The organism is Stenotrophomonas sp. 17(2023), from assembly GCF_030345315.1.
GTDB classification, from domain to species: domain Bacteria; phylum Pseudomonadota; class Gammaproteobacteria; order Xanthomonadales; family Xanthomonadaceae; genus Stenotrophomonas; species Stenotrophomonas acidaminiphila.
The window spans coordinates 1,144,808-1,169,514 of sequence record NZ_CP128405.1 but is presented as its reverse complement, the minus strand read 5'-3'; the positions used below and the strand labels follow the sequence as shown (position 1 = coordinate 1,169,514).

General features: G+C 67.5%; 21 protein-coding genes and 2 pseudogenes. 7 read left to right on the top strand and 16 right to left on the bottom strand.

What is annotated here, in order from left to right; genetic code table 11:
- Window positions 1–42 precede the first annotated feature (42 nt).
- Both dgcA and QQA12_RS05155 read right to left on the bottom strand, forming a co-directional pair.
- Window positions 43–1,023: an N-acetyl-D-Glu racemase DgcA gene (gene dgcA, locus QQA12_RS05160; protein ID WP_226050131.1), complete on the bottom strand. Its 981-nt coding sequence runs from the start codon at window positions 1,021–1,023 to the stop codon at window positions 43–45.
- Between the two features lie 10 nt (window positions 1,024–1,033).
- Window positions 1,034–2,056 carry a DUF1611 domain-containing protein gene (locus tag QQA12_RS05155; RefSeq protein WP_226050132.1) on the bottom strand — a complete coding sequence of 341 codons (1,023 nt, stop codon included), beginning with the start codon at window positions 2,054–2,056 and terminating at the stop codon, window positions 1,034–1,036.
- Between the two features lie 277 nt (window positions 2,057–2,333).
- On the opposite strand from QQA12_RS05155, the gene QQA12_RS05150 reads away from it, so the two are divergent.
- Window positions 2,334–3,443 carry a helix-turn-helix transcriptional regulator gene (locus QQA12_RS05150; protein ID WP_233324862.1) on the top strand — a complete coding sequence of 370 codons (1,110 nt, stop codon included), beginning with the start codon at window positions 2,334–2,336 and terminating at the stop codon, window positions 3,441–3,443.
- Between the two features lie 51 nt (window positions 3,444–3,494).
- On the opposite strand, the gene QQA12_RS05145 is transcribed toward QQA12_RS05150, so the two are convergent.
- The 4 genes from QQA12_RS05145 to QQA12_RS05130 all read right to left on the bottom strand — a co-directional run bounded on the left by QQA12_RS05145 (window position 3,495) and on the right by QQA12_RS05130 (window position 6,794).
- On the bottom strand, window positions 3,495–4,661 hold the full coding sequence (locus tag QQA12_RS05145; protein WP_226050134.1) for a P1 family peptidase: 1,167 nt from the start codon (window positions 4,659–4,661) through the stop codon (window positions 3,495–3,497).
- Window positions 4,662–4,849: 188 nt separating this feature from the next.
- Window positions 4,850–5,881 (bottom strand): ACR3 family arsenite efflux transporter, encoded by a 1,032-nt coding sequence (gene arsB, locus QQA12_RS05140; RefSeq protein WP_226050280.1) that lies wholly within the window; start codon window positions 5,879–5,881, stop codon window positions 4,850–4,852.
- Window positions 5,882–5,894: 13 nt separating this feature from the next.
- A complete protein-coding gene (locus QQA12_RS05135) occupies window positions 5,895–6,407 on the bottom strand; it encodes an arsenate reductase ArsC (RefSeq protein ID WP_226050135.1) in 513 nt (170 codons plus the stop codon).
- A 54-nt stretch (window positions 6,408–6,461) separates the two neighbouring features.
- Complete coding sequence (locus tag QQA12_RS05130) at window positions 6,462–6,794, bottom strand: metalloregulator ArsR/SmtB family transcription factor (RefSeq protein ID WP_054664034.1); 333 nt, start codon at window positions 6,792–6,794, stop codon at window positions 6,462–6,464.
- 17 nt (window positions 6,795–6,811) lie between these two features.
- Here QQA12_RS05130 and arsH point away from each other — a divergent pair, with 17 nt between their 5' ends.
- The gene (gene arsH / locus QQA12_RS05125; protein ID WP_226050136.1) at window positions 6,812–7,546 is read left to right on the top strand and encodes an arsenical resistance protein ArsH; all 735 of its coding nucleotides are present in this window, start codon (window positions 6,812–6,814) and stop codon (window positions 7,544–7,546) included.
- A 282-nt stretch (window positions 7,547–7,828) separates the two neighbouring features.
- On the opposite strand, the gene QQA12_RS05120 is transcribed toward arsH, so the two are convergent.
- Complete coding sequence (locus tag QQA12_RS05120) at window positions 7,829–8,197, bottom strand: hypothetical protein (RefSeq protein ID WP_226050137.1); 369 nt, start codon at window positions 8,195–8,197, stop codon at window positions 7,829–7,831.
- A gap of 28 nt (window positions 8,198–8,225) precedes the next feature.
- Window positions 8,226–9,008, bottom strand: a pseudogene (locus QQA12_RS05115) (IS481 family transposase); the annotation flags it as partial.
- Between the two features lie 118 nt (window positions 9,009–9,126).
- Between QQA12_RS05115 and QQA12_RS05110 the strand changes: the two are divergent.
- On the top strand, window positions 9,127–9,450 hold the full coding sequence (locus QQA12_RS05110; protein ID WP_226050138.1) for a hypothetical protein: 324 nt from the start codon (window positions 9,127–9,129) through the stop codon (window positions 9,448–9,450).
- Between the two features lie 66 nt (window positions 9,451–9,516).
- Here the strand turns inward: QQA12_RS05110 and QQA12_RS05105 are convergent, their stop codons facing one another.
- The 5 genes and pseudogenes from QQA12_RS05105 to QQA12_RS05085 form a co-directional block, all read right to left on the bottom strand.
- Window positions 9,517–10,056, bottom strand: coding sequence for a hypothetical protein (locus QQA12_RS05105; RefSeq protein WP_289211198.1), 540 nt, complete (start codon window positions 10,054–10,056; stop codon window positions 9,517–9,519).
- A gap of 2 nt (window positions 10,057–10,058) precedes the next feature.
- On the bottom strand, window positions 10,059–10,853 hold the full coding sequence (locus QQA12_RS05100) for a hypothetical protein (RefSeq protein ID WP_226050140.1): 795 nt from the start codon (window positions 10,851–10,853) through the stop codon (window positions 10,059–10,061).
- A gap of 495 nt (window positions 10,854–11,348) precedes the next feature.
- Window positions 11,349–12,205, bottom strand: a pseudogene (locus QQA12_RS05095) (IS3 family transposase); the annotation flags it as partial.
- A 203-nt stretch (window positions 12,206–12,408) separates the two neighbouring features.
- Window positions 12,409–12,948, bottom strand: coding sequence for a single-stranded DNA-binding protein (locus QQA12_RS05090; RefSeq protein WP_054664025.1), 540 nt, complete (start codon window positions 12,946–12,948; stop codon window positions 12,409–12,411).
- Between the two features lie 135 nt (window positions 12,949–13,083).
- On the bottom strand, window positions 13,084–13,677 hold the full coding sequence (locus QQA12_RS05085; RefSeq protein ID WP_226050141.1) for a DUF2239 family protein: 594 nt from the start codon (window positions 13,675–13,677) through the stop codon (window positions 13,084–13,086).
- Window positions 13,678–13,763: 86 nt separating this feature from the next.
- Here QQA12_RS05085 and QQA12_RS05080 point away from each other — a divergent pair, with 86 nt between their 5' ends.
- Both QQA12_RS05080 and QQA12_RS05075 read left to right on the top strand, forming a co-directional pair.
- A complete protein-coding gene (locus QQA12_RS05080; protein WP_226050142.1) occupies window positions 13,764–14,108 on the top strand; it encodes a GIY-YIG nuclease family protein in 345 nt (114 codons plus the stop codon).
- Window positions 14,109–14,178: 70 nt separating this feature from the next.
- A complete protein-coding gene (locus QQA12_RS05075) occupies window positions 14,179–15,213 on the top strand; it encodes a LacI family DNA-binding transcriptional regulator (protein ID WP_056932635.1) in 1,035 nt (344 codons plus the stop codon).
- A gap of 51 nt (window positions 15,214–15,264) precedes the next feature.
- On the opposite strand, the gene QQA12_RS05070 is transcribed toward QQA12_RS05075, so the two are convergent.
- From QQA12_RS05070 to QQA12_RS05060, 3 genes are all read right to left on the bottom strand, one after another.
- Window positions 15,265–15,645: an SseB family protein gene (locus tag QQA12_RS05070; RefSeq protein ID WP_226050143.1), complete on the bottom strand. Its 381-nt coding sequence runs from the start codon at window positions 15,643–15,645 to the stop codon at window positions 15,265–15,267.
- A gap of 91 nt (window positions 15,646–15,736) precedes the next feature.
- Entirely contained in the window at window positions 15,737–17,449 is a 1,713-nt protein-coding gene (locus QQA12_RS05065; protein ID WP_233324895.1) for an alpha-amylase family glycosyl hydrolase, read from the bottom strand.
- A gap of 17 nt (window positions 17,450–17,466) precedes the next feature.
- Complete coding sequence (locus tag QQA12_RS05060; RefSeq protein ID WP_226050144.1) at window positions 17,467–18,948, bottom strand: MFS transporter; 1,482 nt, start codon at window positions 18,946–18,948, stop codon at window positions 17,467–17,469.
- Between the two features lie 197 nt (window positions 18,949–19,145).
- Between QQA12_RS05060 and QQA12_RS05055 the strand changes: the two genes are divergently transcribed.
- Window positions 19,146–21,212 carry a glycoside hydrolase family 97 protein gene (locus QQA12_RS05055; RefSeq protein WP_226050145.1) on the top strand — a complete coding sequence of 689 codons (2,067 nt, stop codon included), beginning with the start codon at window positions 19,146–19,148 and terminating at the stop codon, window positions 21,210–21,212.
- A gap of 261 nt (window positions 21,213–21,473) precedes the next feature.
- Window positions 21,474–24,236, top strand: coding sequence for a TonB-dependent receptor (locus QQA12_RS05050; protein ID WP_226050146.1), 2,763 nt, complete (start codon window positions 21,474–21,476; stop codon window positions 24,234–24,236).
- Window positions 24,237–24,707 lie beyond the last annotated feature (471 nt).

Below are 24,707 nucleotides of genomic sequence, written 5' to 3'. Positions count from 1 at the left end.
GCGTACGCCGCGACCGGCCCGTGCGTGGCGATCAGGCGTCGTTCAACCCCACACGGCAAGCGCAGGCATCGACATGCGCCCATGCTGGTAGACAATGCCGCCCGGCCAGTCCTCGGCCTGCAGCCAGGGACCATCCAGGTCGCAGACTTCGCACAGCTGTGCGAGCACCATGCCCGGCGCGACCGATACCGATCCGCCCAGCATGCATCCCACCATCAGCCGGAAGCCCGCCGCGCGCGCCGCCGCGGCCAGTTCCAGCGCGGCGGTCAGGCCACCGGTCTTGTCCAGCTTGATGTTGACGAACTGATAGCACCCGACCAGGCCGGCAAGGTCCTCGCGCGTGGACAGCGCCTCGTCGGCGCAGACCGGGATCGCACCGTCATAGCCGCGCAGCCCGTCGCCATGCGCCACCGCCACCGGCTGCTCCAGCAGGTCCACCGCGAACGGCTGCAGGGCCGGCACGTAGGCCCGCAGCTCCTCCACGCTCCACGACTGGTTGGCGTCGACGATCAGCCGCGCCCGCGGCGCGCCGCGACGCACCGCGGCCACCGCCTCCAGCGGCGAGCCCTTGCCCACCTTGATCTTGAGCCAGGGGTAATCGGCATGCGCACGCGCGGTGGCCTCGTAGGCGGCGATGTCGCGGATGCCGATGGTCACCGCGCTGTCGACCGGCCGCCAGTGGGCGATGCCGGCGCGGGTCCATGCCGGCACCCCGCTTTGCTTTGCCTCCAGGTCCCACAGCGCCGCATCCAGCGCATGCCGGGCACCGCCGGCGGGCAGCAGCCGCAGCAGTTCGTGGCGGTCGCAGCCCCGTTCCAGCGCCGGGCGCACCTGCTCGATCTGCGCGAGCATGCTTTCCGGGGTTTCGCCGTGGTAGCCGACGCCACCGGCCTCGCCACGGCCGACCCGGCCGTCCTCGTGCAGCTCGACGATGACCACGCGCGCCTCGCTGCGCACGCCGCGGGCGATGGCGAACGGCTCCCTCAGTTTCCAGGCATGCGGCCTGGCATGCAGCGTGCGCATGGCCACGGCCTCAGCCCATGATCGAGGCCAGCGCCCGGTCAAGGGGGCTGCGCATCGGGTCGAAGGCCGGAACGCCCAGCTCGCGCTCGGCACGCTCCAGGGCCTCCTGCGCGGCGGCGGCGTCCATCGCCGAGGTATTCAGGCTCACCCCGACCAGGCGCGCGCCGGGATTGGTCAGGCGCGCGGCCTGCAGGTACAGGTCGCGTGCCACCGCCAGGCCCGGCACCGGGTAGTCCGGCCAGCTGACCAGGTGCGTGCGCAGCGGGTCGTGGCACAGCACCAGGCCGTCGGCCTGCGAACCGTGCAGCAGGCCCAGGGTCACGCCGGCATAGGCCGGATGGAACAGCGAGCCCTGGCCTTCGATCAGGTCCCAGTGGTCGGGCGCGGCGTCGGGCGAAATGCACTCGGCCGCGCCGGCGATGAAATCGGCGATCACCGCATCCACCGCGATGCCGGCGCCGGCGATCATGATGCCGGTCTGCCCGGTCGCACGGAAATCGGCATCGATGCCCTGCCCGCGCATCGCCCGGGCCAGCGCCAGCGCGGTGTACTTCTTGCCCAGCGCGCAGTCGGTACCGACCATCGCCACGCGCTTGCCGCTGCGCCGCTTGCCGGTGGCGCGCGGCAGGTTGTCCGGGGGCCGGCGCACGTCCACCAGGCGCACGCCCGAACGCAGCGCCGCCTGCGCCAGGCCGGGCACCGATTCCAGCGGCGTGTGCAGCCCACTGACGATGTCCAGGCCCGCCTCCACCGCGGCGATCAACAGCGGGCTCCAGTGCGCGGGAATGCGCCCGCCGACCGGGGTGACGCCGATCACCAGCGAGCGCGCGCCGGCGGCGGCCGCGGCAGCCGGGTCCAGTTCCGCCAGGCCAAGGTCGATGGTGCCGCCAGGCAGTCGCGTCTGGCCGATGCAGTCCTGCGCGCTCCAGTCGCGCAGGCCGAAGGCGGTCTTGGCCTTGAGCGGATTGGTTTCCTCGCCCAGGAACAACAGGTAAGGCATGTGCAGGACCACCCTGGCCGGCGTCGCGCTCATGGCCGGGCCTCCACGGGTACCTGCTGCCGCTCGTTCGTATGTCGCATGCTTGCCACCTTTTTCCCGGGCCGGAACTGATCGTCGCCATTCGACCATACCGGGTGTCGCGCCGAATCGGGAAAAACCCGCATATTCCCGGCCGGGCACCGCCGCCGCCAGCGCGCGATGCGCGCCGCTTGCCAGCACCACGGGCCGCTGCTACATAGCCACGATGCCATTCGCCGCCAGCCTGCGGGCGAGGCCGCCGCCACGCCGTCCGCACCTTCCCGGAGACGCCATGCTGATGCTCGATGCCCCACCCTGCGCGCGCGCCGATGGCCTGGCGTCCGCGCGCGCGGCGCTGGTGAAGGCGCTGGACATGGCGTCGCTGTGGCAGGCCTGCGCGGCGCTGATCAACGCGACACTGCCGTGCCATTCGTGCAGCCTGCTGTTCGATATCGACGGCTACCAGCCCCTGCAGGGCCGGCACCACCTGGCCACGGCCGGCGACGACGGGGCCCGCCTGGTCACCAGCCTGGAAGTGGCCGCGCCCTACCTGGACGCCAATCCGCGGATCCGCTGGTACACGTTCTCGCAGATCGCATCGCAGGACGCGCTTGCACCCGAACGGCTCAAGGCGCAGAACCCGGCGCCGGCCTGGCGGGAGTTCATCCACCTGGCATTCTGGGACGGCACCCGGCTGGAAGCGGTACTGAGCATCCGCATCCTCACCGCCCACACCGAGCTGTCCGACGCCGAACTGGCGTTCCTGGCCGAGCTGTATCCGTTGCTGGATGCCAGCCTGCAGCGCGTGCGCATGCTCGAATCCGACCGGTTGCGGCACAAGGCCGTGGAAGACCTGCTGTACGAGCTTCCGCTGGCCGCACTGCTGGTGGATGGCAACCTGGCGCCGTCGTACATGTCGCGCGAAGCCAAGCGCATCTGCCGGCGCTGGAGTACCGATACGGAACGCGACGGCTGCCTGCCGCGCGCGATCGAGGCGCCGCTGCGCCGCTGGATGGAGGGAACCGCAGGCACCGCCGCGGCGCCCGGCCAGCGCGCCAGCTTCATCCTGGCCCATCCGCAGCGCCCGGCGCAGACCCTGCGCGTGGAGATCAGTTCGGCGCCCGGCAATTCATTCCGCCACGCCCAGCACCTGCTTGTCCTGGCCGCGGACGGCGACACCGACGACGTGACCGAGGCCGCCGCCGCGCGCGCCCTGCCCCTGCTCAAGTGCCTGTCGCCAAGCGAGCGCAAGGTAGCCGGGCTGGTCGCCTCGGGGCTGCGCAACGACGCCATCGCCGAGCGCCTGTGCCGCTCGCGCAAGACCATCGAATCGCAGATCAGCTCGATCTTCCGCAAGTTGAACGTCAGCAACCGCACGCAGCTGGCGCGGCTGCTCAACTGAATCACCGCGGCCGCGCGCCCACTCCGGCGCGCAGGCGGCCGCAGCGGCGGGTCAGCGTGGCGCCGGCGCCGCCAGCTGCGCGCGTCGCACCGCCTCCAGCACCGGCGCCAGCGGCAGCGCCGCCGCGGTGCCGCGGTGTCCGTGCACGGTGTGGGCGCGGAACAGCGAGTTGACGATGGCTTCCTCGGTCGCCTCGGCAGCGGCCTGGAACAGCGGCGACATGGCTTCGCCGGCCAGGCTGCGCGCCGGCTGCAGCGCCCGGTCCGGATCGCGCAGGTTCTCCTTCGCGGTGGAGAAGGCGATGACGTAGTCGCCCGAGCCGTTGGACATCACCGAACCGGTGCGCGCCAGTCCGACCAGCGCCCGCTTCGCCAGGCGCTGCAGCTGCGCCGCGTCCAGCGGGGCATCGGTGGCCACCACCAGCATGATGCTGCCGTCGCCGGTGCTCGGCGGCGGCACCGCCAGGCTGCGCGCATACGCGGCCGGGTCCGGCAACACCTTCCACACCGGCACGCCGGCGATGGTCAGCTCGCCGCCGAAATTGCTCTGCACCAGCACGCCGACCGTGTAGCCGCCATCGCCGGCAGGCAGCTGCCGCGAACTGGTACCGATGCCGCCCTTCCAGCCGAAGGCGACCGTACCGGCACCGGCACCGACATCGCCTTCCTCGACCGCGGCATGCGACGGCGTGGTCAGCGCGCGCTCCACCAGCGCCGGGGTCAGCGGCCGCGCACGGATGTCGCTGAGGTAACCATCGTTGGTCTCGCCCACCACCGGGTTGATCGAGCGCACCTGCTCCATGCCCGGCTGCCGCAACAGCCAGTCCGCCATCGCGTCGGCAACCTTCCAGGTGCTCAGCGTGCCGGTCAGCAGGATCGGCGTTTCCAGCTCGCCCAGTTCTTGCACCTGGGTGATGCCGGCCAGCTTGCCGTAGCCGTTGCCGACCACGATCGCCGCCGGCACCCGCTGGCGGTACAGGTTGCCGGAATGCGGCAGGATCGCGGTGACCCCGGTATGCAGGCGCGTGCCCTCGCGCAGGGTGGCGTGGCCGACGCCGACCCCGGCCACGTCGGTGATCGCATTGTGCGGCCCGGTCGCCAGCGTACCGATGACCACGCCGGCCTCGCGCGCACGCGGCCGCTGTTCGGCGGCAAGCGTGGCCGATGCGGCGCCGGCGGCGACCAGGGCGAACAGCAGGGGGGACCAGCGCTTGATCATTCGACGGCTCCAGCAGGACACGGGGACATGGCGGCACGGTACAGGAAGCCCCCCGCCTGCGGTCACGCATGGCAGGCAGGGCCGGGTTCGCGGGCCGCACCGGTGCGATGCTGGCGCCGGAACGATGCCGGCGCATCGGGAAAAATCCTGATTCTTGCCTGGCAGGGCGCCGCGCCAGCCGCCGCGCGTCAGTGCGCGCGGCGATGCTCGTACCAGCCCCGCGAGCGATTGACGATGTGGACCACGGACAGCATCACCGGCACTTCGATCAGCACGCCGACCACCGTGGCCAGTGCCGCCCCCGAATGGACGCCGAACACGCTTACCGCGGTGGCCACCGCCAGTTCGAAGAAGTTGCTGGCGCCGATCAGCGCCGAGGGGCCGGCAACGCAGTGGGCCACGCCCAGGCGGCGGTTGAGCAGATAGGCCAGCCCCGAGTTGAAATAGACCTGGATGAGGATGGGCACGGCCAGCATCGCGATCACCAGCGGCTGGGCCAGGATCTGCCTGCCCTGGAACCCGAACAGCAGCACCAGCATCAGCAGCAGCGCCGCCAGCGACAGCGGGCCGAGCCGGGCCAGCCAGCCGTCGAGCCGCCGCTGCCCGCCGTTGCGCATCACCCAGGCGCGCAGGCCGGTGGCGATGATCACCGGCACCACGATGTACAGCCCCACGGAGATGGCCAGCGTCGCCCACGGCACCGTGATCGAGGAAATGCCGAGCAGCAGCGCGACCAGCGGCGCGAACGCCACCACCATGATCGCGTCGTTCAAGGCCACCTGGCTGAGGGTGAAGGCGGCATCGCCGCGGCACAGGTTGCTCCACACGAACACCATCGCGGTGCACGGCGCGGCCGCCAGCAGGATCAGGCCGGCGATGTAGGCATCCACCTGGTCGGCCGGCAGCCACGGCGCGAACACGTGGCGCAGGAAGAACCAGCCCAGCAGGGCCATCGAGAACGGCTTCACCGCCCAGTTGACGAACAGCGTGGTGCCGATGCCGCGCCAGTGCCGGCCGACCTGGCGCAGCGCGCCGAAGTCGATCTTCATCAGCATGGGCACGATCATCACCCAGATGAGCACCGCCACCGGCAGGTTCACCTGCGCCCATTCGATGCCGCCAAGGTGCGCGAACGCCGATGGCCAGCGATGCCCCAGCAGCGTGCCGGCCACGATGCACAACGCCACCCACAGGGTCAGGTAGCGCTCGAAGAACCCCATGCGTGGTGCTGCGTCACTCACCGGTCGCGTCCCGCGCATCGACAAAGCCAATTTTGTCCAGGGCGGCCTTGAGCTGCGCACGGTCCTCCCAGACCGACGAGGGAAGCGCCAGGAAGGCCATCAGCCGGGCCTGGATGACACGATGGGCCTGCCTGAACGCCGCACGCTTGTCGTCGTCGCTGCCACCGGCCGCCGCCGGGTCGGGCAACCCCCAATGGGTGCGCAGGAAATCCCCGAATACCACCGGGCAGGTTTCGGCTGCTGCCGAATCGCACACCGTCACCACCAGGTCCATGCGCGGCGCCCCCGGCGTGGTGAACTCATCCCAGGACTTGCTCCGCAGCCCGGCGGTGGAAATGCCCTCGGCCTGCAGTTGGGCCAGGGCGAACGGGTTCACGGTGCCGGTGGGCTGGCTGCCGGCGCTGAACACCTTGAAACGGTTGCCGGCCCACGCGCGCAGCGTGGCTTCGGCCAGGACACTGCGGGCACTGTTGCCGGTACACAGGAAAAGCACGTTGTGGGTCATGGCGAGGACGTCATGTGGAGGAAGGCGGTGTGCTGCAGGAGAACCGCCGCCCGGTCAGCAGCCGCAGGCGGGATCGGCCACCGGCGCGCATTCGGCATTGCCCGAACCGGCGCAGCAGTTGTGGGTGAGGTACTGGATCAGGCCGTTCATTGCCTGGAAGTTCGCGCGATAGCAGACATGACGCCCCTGGCTCTCGCTCTCCACCAGGCCGGCATGCACCAGTTCCTTCAGGTGGAAGGACAACGTCGCGCCGGGGACCTCCAGCGCCTGGCCGATATCCCCGGCCATGCGACCCGCAGGACCGGCTTCGACCAGCAGGCGGAAGGCCGCCAGCCGGGTAGCGTGGCCCAAGGCGGTGAGCGCGGCGATTGCATTTTTTGTTTCCATTTTTCTAGAATAATAGAATGAATGAATCCGGACAATCCCCCTTCGACCTTCCCGCGCACCTGGACACGCGCCTGCTGCCGCCGCCCACGCCACCGCTGGCCGACGGCCACGGCGAGGCACGGCGCCCGCGCATCCTCATCCTGTACGGCTCGCTGCGGCCGCAGTCGTACAGCCGCAAGCTGGCCCTGGAAGCCGAACGCATCCTGCAGTATCTCGGCGCCGAGACCCGGGTGTTCGATCCGCACGACCTGCCCATGCTCGACAGCGTGGACAAGCAGCACCCCAGGGTGCGGCAACTGCGCGAGTGGTCGCAGTGGTCCGAGGGCCACGTCTGGGTGTCGCCCGAACGCCATGGCACGATCACCGGCGTGTTCAAGAACCAGATCGACTGGCTGCCACTGGAAGACGGCAGCCTGCGGCCGACCCAGGGCAAGACCCTGGCGGTGATGCAGGTCAGCGGCGGCTCGCAGTCGTTCAACGTGGTCAACACGCTGCGCGTGCTGGGGCGCTGGATGCGCATGCTCACCATCCCCAACCAGTCATCGGTGGCCAAGGCCTGGCAGGAGTTCGACGACGACGGCCGCATGAAGCCCTCGCCCTACTACGACCGCGTGGTGGACGTCATGGAAGAGCTGGTGAAGTTCACCCTGCTGGTGCGCGGCCACGGCGAGCATCTGGTGGACCGCTACAGCGAGCGCAAGGGTGCGGAGGAAGCGCGCCGCATCTCGCGGGCGGCCGCGGTGACGGAATGACGGAATGACGCCGCGTTCCGGCGGCGCGCCGACCGGACCACCTGCATATCGCGCCGCGCCGCAGCGCGCGGCGCAGGGCGGATGAAAAAGGAAAAGCCCCCGGCAACGAGGGCTTTTCTCCAGAACGAGCAGGCGATCTCGCGCCTGGGTCAGAACGGTTGTGCGCACCCATCACTGTAAACAGATGGATAGATATTTGACTTTATTGGCTTTATTGGAAATCGAAGCCAACCATATGTAACTAAATTGCGGATTCCGGCCTCCGCTGTTTATGCACCAGCGCTAGGCTGCCGCGCCAGTCGACAGTGCCTGAAGCTTCTCCAAGAGCCTAGTACGCGCTTCGTTGGTGAAGTTCTTCGACACCTCATCAGCAATCTTCATGGCTGCGGGGAGATCACCCTGCATAGCGGCGAGATGGGAACGATGAATCGACAAAGTCTTGCCTGACAGAGTTACCCCGTCATCGGCAAGCCTCTGCAGCCGCTGGACCGCATCGACAAGAGCACCTTCATTCCGAAAGCTCACAGCTATATCAGCCTTGGTGAGTACCGGATAGATTATTTTTGGGAAGGCAGCAATTGCATCATCAATAAGATCAATAGCCTTAGCATTACTGTCGCAGCGAGCAGCAATCAGAGCGTGTGAGATCATAGCCATCCGCCTAGCCTGCTCACTTCCGACGCAGGCTGGTCTGGACCAGGCGCTCGGCCTTGCCGTTGGTACGAGGCGTATAGGGCCGTGTGCGCAGGTGGCGCAGGCCGAGCCGGCGGAGCAGGCGGTGGATTCGGCGCGATCTGTAGCAAGCCCCATTGTCGGTCAGGACCCGCTCGAAGCGCACGCCCAGGCTGCGGTAGTAACGCACCGTGCGGATCAGGGCCTTGCAGGCACTGGTTCCGCGCTCGTCCGGTGCGATGGAGGCAAAGGCCACGCGCGAGTGGTCGTCGATGGCCAGGTGGACGTATTCCCAGCCGATGCCCCGGTGCCGGTGCGAGCGGTCGCCGGTCACACGGTGGCCCGGGGAACCGATCCGCCCCAGCTTCTTGATGTCCAGATGCAGCAGTTGGCCGGGCCGGGCGTACTCGTAGCGGTTCTGCGGCAGCGCCGGTTCCAGTTCGGCCAGGCGATGCAGGCCGGCACGGCGCAGCAACCGTGCGATGGTGCTGGGCGCCACGGGCAGCCGCTGGGCGATCTGGCGATAGGTCCGGCGCGAGCGACGCTGCTCCAGCACCTGCGCCACGATGACCGGCGGCGTGGCATGGGGGCAGGTCTGCGGCCGGGAGCTGCGGTCAACCAGACCCGCAGGACCTTCCTCCCGGTATCGCTTGAGCCACTTGTAGGCCGTGCGCACGCTCACGCCGGCCGCGTGGGCGGCCTCTTCGATGCGCAGGCCCTGCACGAGGATGCGCTCCACAAGCAGGGCTCGACCGCGAGGCGTCAAACGGGCATGTTTATGCAGGTTCATCCGGGGCTCTTGGGGGCTGGGTTGGTGTCGTAACCCCCATCTTCCAGCGATGCCCCGGATGAACAACCTACTGAGAGATCACATCTAGCTCCTGGCAAAGAGAGACGAGCTGGGCGCGATGACGTTCCGGGCTACTTCCAAGGACGAGCGCACGGAAGTAAGCCTGAATGTGGAACTGATTCGTTCGGTTCTCTTCATAGTTGCGCCGAGCCATGTCCCGAGCTTCGTCGTACTGCTCCATCTGCAGAAGCACCTCGACGAGCTCTCGCTTGGCACGCACCCCGACAAAGCGCCCGTCAACAATCTTTGCAAGCCTCTCAATTGCTTCCTTCTGACGCCCGACAAGGCGGTAGTAGTAGCCAAGGATGAAGTGATGCTCATCTCCCTTAATTCGATGAGCTTCATCGAGAGCCCGAGGATCGCGCAGGCGTGCAAGTACTAGGCGTATCAGGCTCTCAAATCGTGGATTTCAGTCTGACAGCTCCGGGGAAGGTTGTTCAGACCTTCCTTAGCACACAGCCGTAATAGAGTCTTGCGCAGGCATCAAGCCGTAAACCGGCTCGTACCCCACGAGCACGATCTGTGACGAAGACTCGCCCCCTCGCACCGATACTGTCGCCGTCCTATAAACTGGCTTATAGCCAACGACTCCCTGCTCCAAGCCCCCCCCCATGCCGCCACCGCACATGCCACCACCTCCGACACCCGCAACACTTGCCGAAAGCGGCCACCTTTCGTTAGCCTCTTCTTGGAATGTTTTGCCACAAGGCTTCGTGAAGGGAATACTGTACAAACCGCCTTTTATACCAATAATCGGGATTTTAGCCGTATATCTAACCACTCCCGAGACCTCAACGCCCCTGCCATACCTACTCCCGAACTGATCCTGTAGCGCCCCACCGATCTCACCTGCAACGTCCCTAACATCAATCCCGGGATACGTTATATCGAACGAAACCCCATCAATTATGGTGCAGGCAATAGCCACTCCTGAAACCAGCCCCAAAGACAGCAAAAGCGACTTTTTCAATGCCCTTCCAGTTCTCATCATCAACCTCCATTGTTGTTGGATGAAACAGCCGTTTCAACGAACTTCTCGTACCCTGGGCGTACATGAGCACTCCGAGCTAGCAATTGAGTTCCGGCAAAGCTCCTCCACATTTGCTCGGTCATGACGTTTGCAAGAAGCACCTGCTCGGGCTTAATCTGCTGCTGCGCGATGTAGCTTTGTACATAACCGGCATGATCACCAGCACGAGCCTGCAACTGGTAATAGACCAACGACATTACCGGATCACGATAAGCCGGGTAAGCGGAGAAAATATCCCCCCCCATTTTCAACGAATAAACGGACCCGGCAGCCGCACCCTGATGCAGGATGTCTAGAATCTGCGACCGGTTCCCAGGCTGTTTGGCCAACGTTTGAGCATAGACAGCCATGGCTGAAACATTTCCTGAGTCCGCAAGTCGTTTTAACTCCACCTGCGGAATGGAATGCAGGTACTCATACACTTCAGGACCTGGGTAACCCCGAGAATTGAACCATGCAGCATCCTCTTCACTTGCCGCATCTCCGGGCCTTGATGGATTCCAAGCATATCCGTGCTCCAACTTGCCCCTTACAGCTCCGCCCCCCGACAGCATACCGGATCTCGCTGCAGTCGGTGGTCTGCTTGGGCTGGCATCATCTACATCCACCGAAAGGAGATTCACATCTTTCGATGGTGCATCCTGCTTGTCACGCCCCTCCAATGCGGTATCGTCTCTATTTATGAGAAACACAGTCCCCGCACCAATGGCAACTACACTTGCCACCAGAAAGATCCACTTACCTATGCCTGTCATTGGCCAGTGCCTCCATGAGAAATGAGTTCAAGCATCCGAAAACCACACATTTCACCGCTGAAGTCAAACTAACTAAACCTCCGACTTTCCTGTGGTCGAGTCAACCCTCCGCCAGGAGAGACAGCGGATCTATCGTGATAGAAACCGATTGTCTATCTCTACTTGGTGTGCAGTCAACACCATCCTTGCACGTGAAAATCTGACACCCCAGGCCCTGCCAGGCACCACCAATTTACTCTTTCGACTTGGTGGTTATATCCCGACCCTTAGCAGACATTGCAGAAGAGCCCCATGGGTCCAGCTATACAACTACCCAAAAGGGTCAGTATGAGGGGATTCCCCTTTAGTGCAGTTCGACCCTAGGGGATCGGGACCCGACGAACAAGTCATCACGTAGTCGGCCCCAGCGACAGGAGCCGGGGCACCGCCCTACTGAATCGCCCCTGCCTCCTCCCCCCATTAGACCCGGGCAGAATTGGAAAATTCGGCTTTGGGTTAGGGTACGAATCGGGCGGCGAACCCGGCGGGCAGGACATCCCCGATCGAAGAGTGCGCCCGAAAATGATTGCAATCGACCCTTCAGTTTTCGATCTTCCGGCGGGCTTCGTCGAGCGATAGGAACCAGTGGGTGTTGAGGCACTCGTCGCGGAAGCTGCCGTTGAATGATTCGATGAACGGGTTGTCGGTCGGCTTGCCCGGTCGCGAATAACACATGGTCGTACGCCCAGCGATCCATAATGATCGAGACGAACTCGCTGCCGTTGTCGGTCTGGATGCGCTGTGGCAGGTCTGGCTGGTGTCGTAATCGTTCCATCACCGCCACGACATCTTCCCCCTTGAGCTGCTGGTCGACCTCGTTGGCCAAGCTCTCCTTGGTGAAGTTGTCCACAATATTCAGGGCCCGGAAACGACGTCCATCGAACAGGGTGTCGGCCATGAAGTCCATGCTCCAGACCTGATTGGAGGCCGTCAGCACAGTGCGCTCCAAGCGTTGGGCCGCGGCTTTGCGCCGACGAGGGCGCTTGCGCCGCAGATTGAGCCCGGCCTGGCAGTAAAGCCGGTAGACGCGCTTGTGGTTGGCCTTCCAGCCTTCCCGACGCAACAGCACGAAGATCCTCCAGAAACCGTAGCGGACCCGAGCGGCGGCAATCTCCTCGATCCGTCGAAGCAGTGGCGCATCTTCGTTCTCCCGGGACTGGTAGTACCACGCCGAGCGGCTCTGACGGACGACCTCGCAGGCGCGGCGCACGCCGACGCGGTAACGATCGATCAAATGGCCCACGAGCGTCTTGCGTTGCGTGGGCACCAGAGCTTTTTGACAGCACGTCCTGCAGCGCGATCTGCTCTTCGGTGAACTTTGACTTCTTCATGGCGACGGGCCTCCTTGGGGCCTGAGTGTCGCCGAATCCTCTACTTCTGGCTGGTCCGAATTACAGGGAGGAGGTCAAAGATTGACCTCAGACTAACAAGAAGAAAAAATCTCCGCGTAAACATAAAAACCCCAGCAAGCACAATGGCTTGCTGGGGTTTATTTGCATCGCTGAACCACTAAAAATTAGAACGGAATATCGTCGTCGGCGAAGTCGTCCATCGGCGGCGGGGCCGGCTGCTGCGCGGGCGCCTGGCGCTGCGGGCGCTGGCCGTAACCGCCGCCGCCCTGGTCCTGGTTGCCATAGCCACCGCCCTGCGGGCGCGGGGCCGACTGGCGCTGCGGGCGTTCGCCGCCGCCGTAACCGCCACCCCCACCGCCGCCACCCTCGCCACGGCCGCCGAGCATCTGCATCTCGTTGGCGACGATGTCGGTGGTGTACTTCTCCACGCCGTCCTGGCCGGTGAACTTGTCGTAGCGGATCTCGCCCTCGACGTAGACCTGCGAACCCTTGCGCAGGTACTCGCCGGCGATCTCGCCGAGCTTGCCGAAGAACACCACGCGGTGCCATTCGGTGCGTTCCTGGTTGTTGCCGTCGCGGTCCTTGCGCACGCTGGTGGTGGCCAGGCTGATGCGGGTCACGGCCATGCCGCTCTGGGTGTACTTCACGTCCGGGTCGTTGCCGAGGTTGCCGACCAGGATGACTTTGTTGATGCCGCGGGCCATGGGATTCGCTCTTTGCGTTGTGTGCCGGGATATGTGCCGGCTGCAGCCGGCATCCGTGGGTCCCGGTGCAGGCGCCGGGAGGGAACGGGACATGGGATGGTAACAACCCATCCCGTTCCCGCCCACCCTGCCGCCTCAGCCGGCGTCGTTCGCCGACAGGCTGGCGAGGTAGTTGCCTACATCGCCGGGCCATTGCCGGAGGTGCGCGGCAAAGCCGGCGGCGTCGCCCGCGAACAGCGCGCGGCTGGCGTCCTCGAAGCCCGGCAGGTCCCCGGCCAGCACCCGCATCGCCTGGTACTGCGCCTCGCGGCGCTGGCGCAGGTCGCCGGCCCCGTCGTCCGCCCGGCGCGCCTGCTCCACCAGCCGGCGCAGGGCCGCAGAGGCCCCGCCGGGCTGCGCCGCCAGCCATTCCCAGTGGCGCGGCAACAGAGTGACTTCGCGCGCCACCACGCCCAGCCGCGGGCGCCCGCGCTCCCGCGTGGCGGGCCCTGCGGCGGCATCGGCCGGCGGGAAGCGCGCCCGCAGCCGTTCCAGCACCTGCGCGACGTCGCCGCGCAGGTCCAGGTCCACGCTCTGCCCGCTGCGGTCGTCCAGCAGCAGCAGCGGGCGCCCGTCCGCGCCGGTGCCCGCGCGCGCGACAGCCTCACGCACCACGTCGCGCAGCTCACCGCGGACCAGCAGCCGACGGCCTTCGAACAGGGCATGGGGGGCCTTCAGGGGATCGTTCATGCATCGGCTCCATATTTGACCCGGGTAATATTGCCATCGTATTTTTACCCGGGCAATATCATCCACCCCTCCAGGACCCGTTTCCCATGGACAAGCTCCAGCGCCGGCAGCAGATCGCCGACTACAAATGCCGCGCGATCCGCAGCGGCATCTACCACGTGCGCTGCACCACCAGCGGCGAGCGCTGGGCCGGGCAGGCGCGGGATCTGTCCACCATCGGCAACCGGCTGTGGTTCACCCTGCGCATGGGCAACCACCCGCACCGGCAACTGCAGCAGGCCTGGAACCTGCACGGCGCCGATGCGTTCGAGTGGCACCAGGCGCACGTGCTGGAACACGACCCGGACCTGCACGACTTCGAGCACGAGCGCCTGCTGCAGGACGCGCTGGCCGAGGTCTGCCGGCGGACCGGCGCCACGGCGCTGCGCTGATCCGGCGCGGCGGACGCGGCCGCCGCCGCCCCATGGCATGATGGCCGGCACCTTCACCTTGCCGGTCATGATGGTCATCAAGGGCAAAGCCACGTCACTGGATATCGCGCACCTGGCCGGCGTTTCGCAACCGACGGTGTCGCGCGCCCTGCGTGGCAGCCCGATGGTCAACGCCGACACCCGCCGGCGCATCCTGGAGATCGCCCGCCAGCTGAACTACAAGGTGGACAAGAACGCTTCCAGCCTGCGCTGCCAGCAGTCCGGCACGCTGGCGCTGCTGTTCTTCGAGGACCCGACCCCGGACGACTCGCTGATCAACCCGTTCTTCCACTCGATGCTGGGCTCGATCACCCGCGCCTGCGCATTGAGGGGACAGGACCTGCTGGTGTCGTTCCAGCAGCTGTCCAGCGACTGGCACGCCGATTTCGAGGACAGCAACAAGGCCGACGGCATCATCCTGCTCGGCTACGGCGACTACCACCAATCGGTCGAGCGGCTGCAGCGGCTGGTCGAACAGGGCACGCATTTCGTGCGCTGGGGCGCAGCCCTGCCCGGCCAGCCCGGGGTGTCGGTGGGCAGCGACAACTTCCAGGGCGGTTTCGACATCACCGCGCACCTGCTCGACCAGGGCCGGCGCCGCATCGCCTTCCTCGGCCATGCCTCCAGCCATTACCCGGAATTCCAGGAACGTTACCGCGGCCACGCGCAGGCGCTGCGCGCGCGCGGCCTGGAGCCGGAGCCGGCGCTGCAGCACGACGCCATCACCACCGAAGAATCCGGCCACGCCGCCTGCGCCGCCCTGCTGGCCGGCGGGCAGCGTTTCGATGCGGTCTGCGCGGCCAGCGACCTGATCGCCATCGGCGCATTGCGCGCGCTGCGCGAACATGGCCTGCACATCCCGCGGGACGTAGCGGTCACCGGCTTCGACGACATCCCGCTGGCGGCGTCGGTGTCGCCGGCACTGACCACGGTGCAGCAGGACACGAAACTGGCCGGGCACCTGCTGGTGGAGAAACTGCTGGCGCTGATCGCGGGCGAGCCGGTGGACAGCCAGAGCATCGCGGTGAAGCTGGCCCTGCGCGAGTCGTCGCAGGCGCGTCCGTGACCTGATCGTGGTCGGGCCACCCGGGCATCGCCCGGGCAGCCGCCCCGGATCTCAGCCGAAGTCCCTGAGCAGCTCGCCCACGCCCGAAGGCGCTATCTCGAAGCCCAGCGACGTGCCCGGGTTCACCACCACGCCGTAGCCGCCCGGCACCCGGCGCAGCACGTCCAGCATCAGCCAGCGCAGCGTATGCGGCGCCTGCTGGGTGTGGATGCCGACCCGCGCCATGTCGGTGAATACCGCCACGTGCAGCACGCCCTGCTTGTCGAACAGCAGCGGATCGAAGCCGCTGCCGTCGGGAGTGACCCGGCTGCCGGTGAGCAGCACCACTTCCGAGGCGACGAAGCCCTGCATGAAGGCCTTGATCGGCACCGTGCCCTCCATGGCCGCCTTGAGCAGCGTTTCGAGCGGGTTCTGCGGGGCAGGCGTGTCCATGGCGGCAGGCATCGGGCGGGGCCGGGATTGTACCGTCGCAGCGCCCCATGCCGGCCCCTGCCGGCGCCAATACCGGCGCCGGCACCGCGTGTCAGCGGGCCAGGCGTGCGTCGCGCGCGGCCTGGTCGGCCATCGCCGCGTCCAGCCGTGCCTGCAGCGCCGGTTGCCGCACCTCGGCGTCGAGCACGAACACCTTGACCCCATGTGCCGGCAGCGTCGCCTTCAGCACATCACGCACCACCTGGGTGCCGCCATCGAGCGCATCGCGCCAGGTGCCGGCCTGCAGGTAGCGGCGTACTTCGAAGGCCTGCGCTGTATCGCCCTTGTTGAGCAGCACCAGTGCGGTCTGTGCGGTCCGACCATGCTGCAGCACGCGGTAGAACACGGCCTGGTCGCCCTGCAGGCGTTCGTTGACCTGCAGGCCGCGCTGCAGTGCCGGCGTGGCCTCGCGCAGGCGTGCGATGCGCTGCAGCGGGGCGAATATCGGGCTGCGTGGCGCCGCGGCGATGCGATCCTGGCCGAAGTAGGCGCGGTTGCCGGCATGTTCGGCGCGACCGCGCATGAAGCCGGTTTCCGAGCCGTAGTACAGCACCGGGATGCCGCGTGCGGTGAACAGCCAGTTGTGCGCGTCGATGAAGCCGCTGTCGCTGGCGTCCAGCCGCGCCATGTCGTGGTTGTCGTAGAACGTCATCAGCGCGTATGGGTTGGCATACGGGCCGCCTTCCAGATGCAGCGGTCCGGCCAGCGCCTCGTAGCCCTGCCCTTCCCTGCCGAACACCGCCGACAGCGCACCGCGCAGCGGGAAATCGAGCACGCTGACATTGGCATTGGCCGGCCAGGTGTGCTCGGCGATGCGCGCGGCGTCGTAGTCGAAGGCCTCGCCGAACATGAACATGCCCGGGTGCGCGGCGCGGATGCGCTGGACGAAGGCATGCCACCACGGGTGCGGCAGCCAGCCGATGGTGTCGATGCGCAGCGCGTCCACGCCCTGCGCCGTCCACTGCAGGTAGGCGCCGACCAGGTAGTCCATCACCGCCGGGTTGTGCTGGTTGAAATCGGACAGCTCGGCCAGGTTGCCGTCGAAGATCGAGCCCTTTTCGCCATCGACCGGGCCGATGGTGTTGTAGAAGGCATGCAGCGGGTTGTGCTTCGGGTCCAGCTGCTGCGGCGGCAGGTTCTGGTGGTCGGCCACCAGCCGGCCCTGCGCGTCGAACAGCTGGCCGAACTGCGGCTGCCGCACCGGCATCGTCCATGCCGGCGAGCCGTGGTTGCCGACGATGTCCAGCACCACCTTCAGGCCGGCATCGTGCAGGCCGCGCGTGAGCCCGGGAAAATCCAGGTCCGCGCTCGGCAGGTGCTCGTCCAGCCGGTAGAAATCGATGCCCCAGTAGCCGTGGTAGCCGGTCTTGCCGCGGTCGGTCAGGCTGCTGCTGCAGGTCACCGGGCGGCTGCCGGTGAACGCCTGGTCGGGGTTGTCCACGATCGGCGTGATCCACACCGCGCCGAAACCGAGGCCGCGGATGTACTGCGCATTGTCGAGCACGCCGCGGAAGTCGCCGCCGAGGTAACCGATGTTGCCGTCGATGCCGTCCGCGCAATGCACCGGGATGTCGAAGGTGGGGTGCTCGCCGCCCTGGTCGCGGTGGTCGTTGCCGGGATCGCCGTTGACGAAGCGGTCGGTGACCACGAAGTACACCGCGTCGCTCGCGAACGGCTCGGTGGTGCCGACATAGTCCGGGCGCGAGGCGGCTGCCGCGGCGCCGGCCAGCAGCACGAGGGAAAGGGCCGCGGCAAGCCGGGCCATCGACAGACATGCATGCATCACACCACCTCCGGACGCGACGGGACCCGCAGCACGCACAGGCCGGCCACGAACAGGCTGCAGCCGCCCAGCACCAGCACGTGCATCGGCACGCCGCCCAGCCACGCGCGCAGGGCGAAACCGAGCGCGCTGGCGGCCACCAGCTGCGGGATCACGATGAAGAAATTGAAGATGCCCATGTACACGCCCATCTTCGCCGCCGGCACGCTGTCGGACAGCAGCGCGTACGGCAGCGACAGGATCGAGGCCCAGGCGAAGCCGACCCCGACCATCGACAGCAGCAGCCACTTCGGGTCGCTGATGAACATCAGCGAGACCAGCCCGGCACCGCCCAGCCACAGGTTGAGCAGGTGGCTCCCGCGCAGGCCGAGGACGCGCACCATCGCCGGAATGGCCAGCGCCGCCAGCGCGGCGAAGCCGTTGTAGGCGCCGAACAGCACCCCGACCCAGTTGGCGCCTTCGTTGTAGGCAGCCGATTGCGGATCGGTGGAGCCGAAGTGGGTACCGGCCACCGCCGCGGTGGTGTAGATCCACATCGCGAACAGCGCGAACCACGAGAAGAACTGCACCCACGCCAGGCGCCGCATGGTGGCCGGCATCGCACGCAGGTCGCCGACGATGGCCGCCAGCATGTGCGTGCCCGGCAGCAGCCGCGCCAGCGCCAGCAGCACGCCGTAGGCGGCGCACAGCCCGGCCAGCACGTACAGCATTCTGTCGCCCTGGCGCCAGGCGATCAGCATCGCCAGCGCGGTGCCCAGCAGCAGCCAGGCCGCGGCCTGCGCCCACGACGGCGCACCACCGGCCGCGGCTGTGCGGTGTGCGCCGGCCGGCTCGGCATCGTCGAATGCCGCCAGCTCCGCCGGCGTGTACTCGCGGGTACTGAACACCGTCCAGGCGATCGCCGCCAGCAGCACCACCGCGCCGAAATAGAACGCGTAGCGCACCGTGTCCGGCACTTCGCCCGGCGCGGCGGTGTTGGCCACGCCCCAGCGCGCCAGCAGGAACGGAAGCAGACTGGCGACGATGGCGCCGACGCCGATGAAGAAGCTCTGCATCGCATAGCCTGCCGGGCGCTGGCGCGGCGCCAGCTGGTCGCCGACGAAGGCGCGGAACGGCTCCATCGACACGTTGATCGAGGCATCCAGCACCCACAGCGTGCCGGCGGCGATCCACAGCGTCGGCGAGTTGGGCATCACCAGCAGCGCCAGCGTGGTCAGTACCGCGCCGAGCATGAAGAACGGCCGGCGCCGCCCCCAGCGTGTCCAGGTGCGGTCGGACAGGTAGCCGACCACCGGCTGCACCAGCAGCCCGGTCAGCGGCGCGGCGATCCACAACCCCGGCACCGCGTCCATCGACGCGCCCAGCGTTTCGAAGATGCGGCTGGCATTGGCGTTCTGCAGCGCGAAGCCGAACTGGATGCCCAGGAACCCGAAACACATGTTCCAGATCTGCCAGAACGACAGCTGCGGTTTGCTTTTCATCAAGCGCTTCCCCCCTCCGGGAATCACGGATGCGATGTACGCCGCCACGGCGCCCGGGCCATGGTAGAGGCCGCCCGTGGGATGCGCACCGCCGGTGCATACGTATTCAATGCAGGTACCGGCGATGACGCTGTGCACCAACTGGAATAGTGGCGGCACCTGCCTGCCGTTCCCGCACTCCGGAGTCGATACCCGCCATGGCCCTGCCACGCCCATCCTCCCGCCTGTCGCGCATCGTGCCCGCCCTGGCCCTGCTGCTGGCCGGCATACACGCCGCGCAGGCGGCCGATCTGGCGCGCGTCGCCTCGCCCGGCGACGTGCTCGCGGTCACCCTCGAAGCGCAGCACGAAGGCCGCATCGCCTACCGCGTGGAACGCCGCGGCCAGGCGGTGATCGCGCCCTCGCGGCTGGGCTTCCTGCTCGGCGACGGGCGCCTGGAACGCAACCTCGAACTGGTCGGGCAATCGCGCCGCAGCTTCGACGAAACCTGGGAGCAGCCCTGGGGCGAGCGCCGCCTGACCCGCAACCACTACAACGAGCTGCGCGCCCGCTTCGCCGAGAAACCCGTGGACGCCGCCCATCCCGGGCGTCGCTTCGACGTGGTGTTGCGGGTCTACGACGACGGCGTCGGCCTGCGCTACGAGTTCCCGGAACAGGCCGGGATGAGCGAAGCGCGGATCCGCGCCGAGCTGACCGAATTCGCGCTCGCCCGCCCGGCCACCGCCTGGTGGATCCCGGCGTTCGAGTGGAACCGCGAGGAGTACCTGTACCGCCACACCCCGTTGCGCGGGATCGGCACCGCGCAGACCCCGCTCACCCTGCGCGACGACAGCGGCCTGCACATCTCACTGCACGAGGCCGCGCTGGTGGACTACGCCGGCATGAACCTGGCACGCGGTGACGGCGACGTGCTGCGTGCCGCGCTCACGCCCGGCAGCGGCGACGCCGCGGTGGTGCGCACGCTGCCGTTCGCCACGCCGTGGCGCACGATCCAGATCGGCGAGCGCGCCGGCGACCTGGCCGAATCCAGCCTGGTCCTCAACCTCAACGAGCCCAATGCCATCAGCGACGTGAGCTGGTTCAGGCCGGCCAAGTACGTCGGCGTGTGGTGGTCGCTGCACCTGGAAACCGAGACCTGGGCGACCGGCCCCCGGCACGGCGCCACCACCGCCAACACCCGGCGCTACATCGACTTCGCCGCGGCCAACGGCTTCCGCGGCGTGCTGGTGGAAGGCTGGAACCCGGGCTGGGACGGCAACTGGTTCGCCAACGGCTGGGGCTTCGACTTCACCCGCGCCACCGCCGACTTCGACCTGCCGGCACTGGCGCGGTATGCCGCCGGCAAGGGCGTGCACCTGGTCGGCCACCACGAGACCGCCTGCGCGGTCAGCCACTACGAGCGGCAGCTGCCGGCCGCGCTCGACCTGTACGCGCGCAACGGCGTGGACGTGGTCAAGACCGGCTATGTCTGCGACGCCGGCGACATCCAGCGCCAGGACGACGCCGGCGGCCCGGTGGTGCGCGAATGGCACGAGGGCCAGTGGATGAGCAACCACCACCTGCGCGTGGTCCAGCAGGCGGCGCAGCGGCACATCGCGGTCAACGCGCACGAACCGATCAAGGACACCGGCCTGCGTCGCACCTATCCCAACTGGGTCTCGCGCGAGGGCGCGCGCGGCATGGAGTACAACGCGTGGGGCGCGCCGCCGAACCCGCCGGAACACGAAGCCACGCTGGTGTTCACGCGCATGCTGGCCGGGCCGATGGACTTCACCCCCGGCATCGTCAGCCTGAAGGGCCGCAACGGGCTGCCGCTGCGCAGCACCCTGGCCAAACAGCTGGCGCTGTACGTGGTGCTGTACAGCCCGATCCAGATGGTGGCCGACCTGCCCGAGCACTACGCGCAGCATCCCGAGGCCTTCCGCTTCATCCGGGATGTCGCGGTGGATTGGGAGCAGAGCCGCGTGCTGGACGGCGAGGTCGGGCAGTTCGCGACCATCGCACGCAAGGCGCGCGGCAGCGGCGAGTGGTTCCTGGGCAGCGTCGGCGACGACCAGCCGCGCGAACTGGATACGCCGTTGGCCTTCCTGGAGCCGGGCCGACGCTATCGCGCCGAGATCTACCGCGATGGCGACGGTGCGGACTGGCAGCAACGCCCGTTCGCCTTCGTGCGCGAAATCCGCCAGGTCGACAGCGGCGACCGCATCACGCTGAAGCTCGCGCGCGGTGGTGGCGCGGCGATCCGTTTCGTGCCGCTGGAATGATCCGCCGGGTGGCGGCGAGCCGGCGATTCCCATGGACGGCGCCCGCGAGGCGCCGTTGCCATCGTTGTCATGCGGAAACCCGGCGGGCATGCCGCTTGCCGGCGCATTGAATACGTATGCAGGCCGATTCCGCGCCGTTGCCTGCTGATTACCATGCATGACAGTCGCAACCAGACCGCATCGCATCGGCGACCAGAGCCCTGGATCCAATCCGGGCGCACGCACAGAACAATCCAACGACATCACCTGGGAGAGGGGAGAATGTTGAACATCAAGCGCAACCTGTTGAGCGCGGCGCTCGCATCGGCGCTGGCGCTGCAGGCCAGTGGCGCATACGCGCAGAGCACGGGCGACGAGGGCCAGAAGAAGGCCGACGCCGTCGACCTGGACACCGTCACCGTCACCGGCATCCGCCGCGGCATCGAGAGCGCGATATCGGTCAAGCGCGACGCCACCTCGATCGTCGAGGCGGTCTCGGCCGAGGACATCGGCAAGCTGCCGGACGTGAGCATCGCCGAATCGATCGCGCGCCTGCCCGGCCTGGCCGCCCAGCGCGTGGCCGGTCGCGCCCAGGTGATCAGCGTGCGCGGGTTGTCGCCCGACTTCGCCACCACCCTGCTCAACGGCCGCGAGATGGTCAGCACCGGCGACAACCGCAGCGTGGAATTCGACCAGTACCCGTCCGAGCTGATCAGCGGCGTGACCGTGTACAAGACCCCCGACGCAGGCCTGGTCGGCCAGGGCCTGTCAGGTACGCTGGACATGCAGACGGTGCGTCCGTTCAGCTATGGCGGCCGGGTGATCGCCGTCAGCGGCCGTTACCAGAAGAACTCGCTGGGTGAAGCCGCCGGCGTCGACCCGTACGGCAACCGCTTCAACGTCAGCTTCGTGGACAAGTTCGCCGACGACACCCTCGGCCTGGCCATCGGCTACTCGCATTCGGACATGGCCAAGCAGGAAAACCAGGTCGGCCTGTACGAGCCGTGGCAGGCGCTGGGCGGCAACGACTGGCGCCCCGGCGTGGCCGCCGGCACGTTCTACTCCGACGGCATCAAGGCGCTGCGCCGTACCGGCAACGCCAAGCGCGACGGGGTCATGGCCACCGTGCAGTTCCGCCCGAACAATGCCTGGACCAGCACGCTCGACGCGTTCTACACCAAGGCCAAGGAATACGACACCGCCAACCAGCTCGAAATCCACCTGGGCGGTTACAACGGTGGCTACGACCCGCTGTACCTGACCGACGTGGTGACCCGCAACGGCAGCTTCGCCAGCGGCGTCGCGCACAACGTCTATCCGCTGGTGCGCGGCATGTACAACCACCGCGAGGACAGCATCAAGGCCTTCGGCTGGAACAACGAGTTCGCCTTCGGCGACGTGCGCCTGGTGGCCGACGTCAGCTGGTCCAAGGCCGTGCGCGACGAGACCAACCTGGAAAACAACCTGCAGCTGCTGCCCGCCCCGCAGCTGGATTCGGTGCGCCTGGACTTCGCCGGCGGCAACTTCCCGCGGTTCACCCCGGGCCTGGACTACTCCGACCCCGGCAAGCTGTTCCTGACCAACACCATCTACGGTTCGGGCTACGGCAAGACCCCGCACGTGGACGACGAACTGAAGGGCTTCAAGCTGGCGCTCAACTTCCCGGCGCCGGAAGCCCTGGGCTGGTTCAGCGATATCGACGTGGGCGCCAACTACGCCGACCGCAGCAAGGACAAGACCCAGGCCGAAGGCAACATCAACCTCGGCGCGCAGGGCATCACCGCCATCGCTTCCGACCTGCAGTACGCACCGGTCGACCTGGGCTTCGCCGGCGCCGGCCGCATCCCGGCCTGGAACGTCCCGGCCGCGGTCGCCAGGTACATGGTGTTCAGGCCCACCACCACCGAAAGCTACCTGATTCCCAAGCAGTGGACGGTGGACGAGGAGATCGCCACCCTGTTCCTGCGCGCCAACATCAGCACCGAGATCGGCTCGATCCCGGTGCGCGGCAACATCGGCCTGCAGGGCCAGCGCGTGGACCAGTCCTCGCGCTCCAACTACTGGGACGGCTCGCAGCCGGTCGGCAGCCGGGTGATACCGATCAACGAGGGCAGCAAGTACTTCAAGCTCCTGCCGAGCATGAACCTGGCGTTCGAACTGCCGGCCGAGAACACCGTGCGCTTCGCCCTGGCCCGCCAGGTGGCGCGCCCGCGGGTGGACGAGATGCGCGCGTCGATGGAATTCGGCGTGGACACCAACACCGGCAAGCCCGGTGCCAGCGGCGGCAACCCGCGGCTGGACCCGTGGCTGGCCGACGCGGTCGACCTGTCCTGGGAGAAGTACTTCGGCAACAAGGCCTATGTGTCCGCCGCGGTGTTCTACAAGGACCTGAAAACCTACATCTACACCGAAAAGCGCGACGGCTACGACTTCACCCAGCAGGTGGATGCATGGCTGCAGGCCAACGGCGTCACCCTGCCGCCGGGCATCGTGGTGGACAAGACCGGCTACTACACCGCGCCGTTCAACGGCAGCGGCGGCAGCCTGCGCGGCGCGGAGCTGACTGCCTCGCTGCCACTGGACCTGTTCGCCGACGCCCTGCGCGGCTTCGGCGTGGTCGCCAGCGCCAGCTTCAACGACAGCAGCATCACCATCCCGCCGGATCCGGGCACCGTCTCCAGCGTCGGCAGCGCCCCGATCATGCTGCCGGGCCTGTCCAAGCGCGTGTACAACTTCACCGCCTACTACGAAAACGACGGCTTCGAAGTGCGCCTGAACCAGCGCAAGCGCTCGGACTTCATCGGCGAGATCGGCAACTTCAACGGCAACCGCACCCTGCGCTACGTCAAGGGCGAGAACGTGCTCGATGCGCAGCTGGGCTACAGCTTCGGCAATGACACGATGTTCAGCGGCCTGAGCCTGTTCCTGCAGGCCAGCAACCTGACCAATTCCAGGTACGAGACCTACGCCGGCAGCAAGGACCGCCCGCTGGAGACCGTCGAGTGGGGCCGCAGCTACCAGATCGGCGTGAACTACAAGTTCTGATCCCTCACCGGTTGCCGCATTCCGGACCCGCTGCCCAGGCAGCGGGTTTTTTTTCATGCGCGCGGCCGGCACCCTGGCCGGCCTGCCGAGTACGCTGGTCACGATCCATGCGGTCGAGGCCGCCGCGGCTGCGCCGACGACGCCGTGCCCGGCCAACGGCCGGGATGGCCACGCCCGCGTCCATGTACGGCGGCGCTGGCAGCCGGCCGCTGCATCGCGTTGCGGCCGCCACCCACCGCACCTTTCCCGCGGACCGGTGACGCTTGTCGCCGGGGCGCCGGGCACGTGCCAGCACGCCGTCCATGCGCGATGGCACTGCGTTCCATCCGGATCGGGACGCGCGTTGCACGCCTCAGCCGGGCCAGCGCCCTGACATGGCCCCTCGCCGGTCCGCGGCGCCGGAGCGCATGCGGCGCACGATGGCCGCTGCCGGGCGGCACGCACTTCCGTACACGCGCACGCGACGCGGAA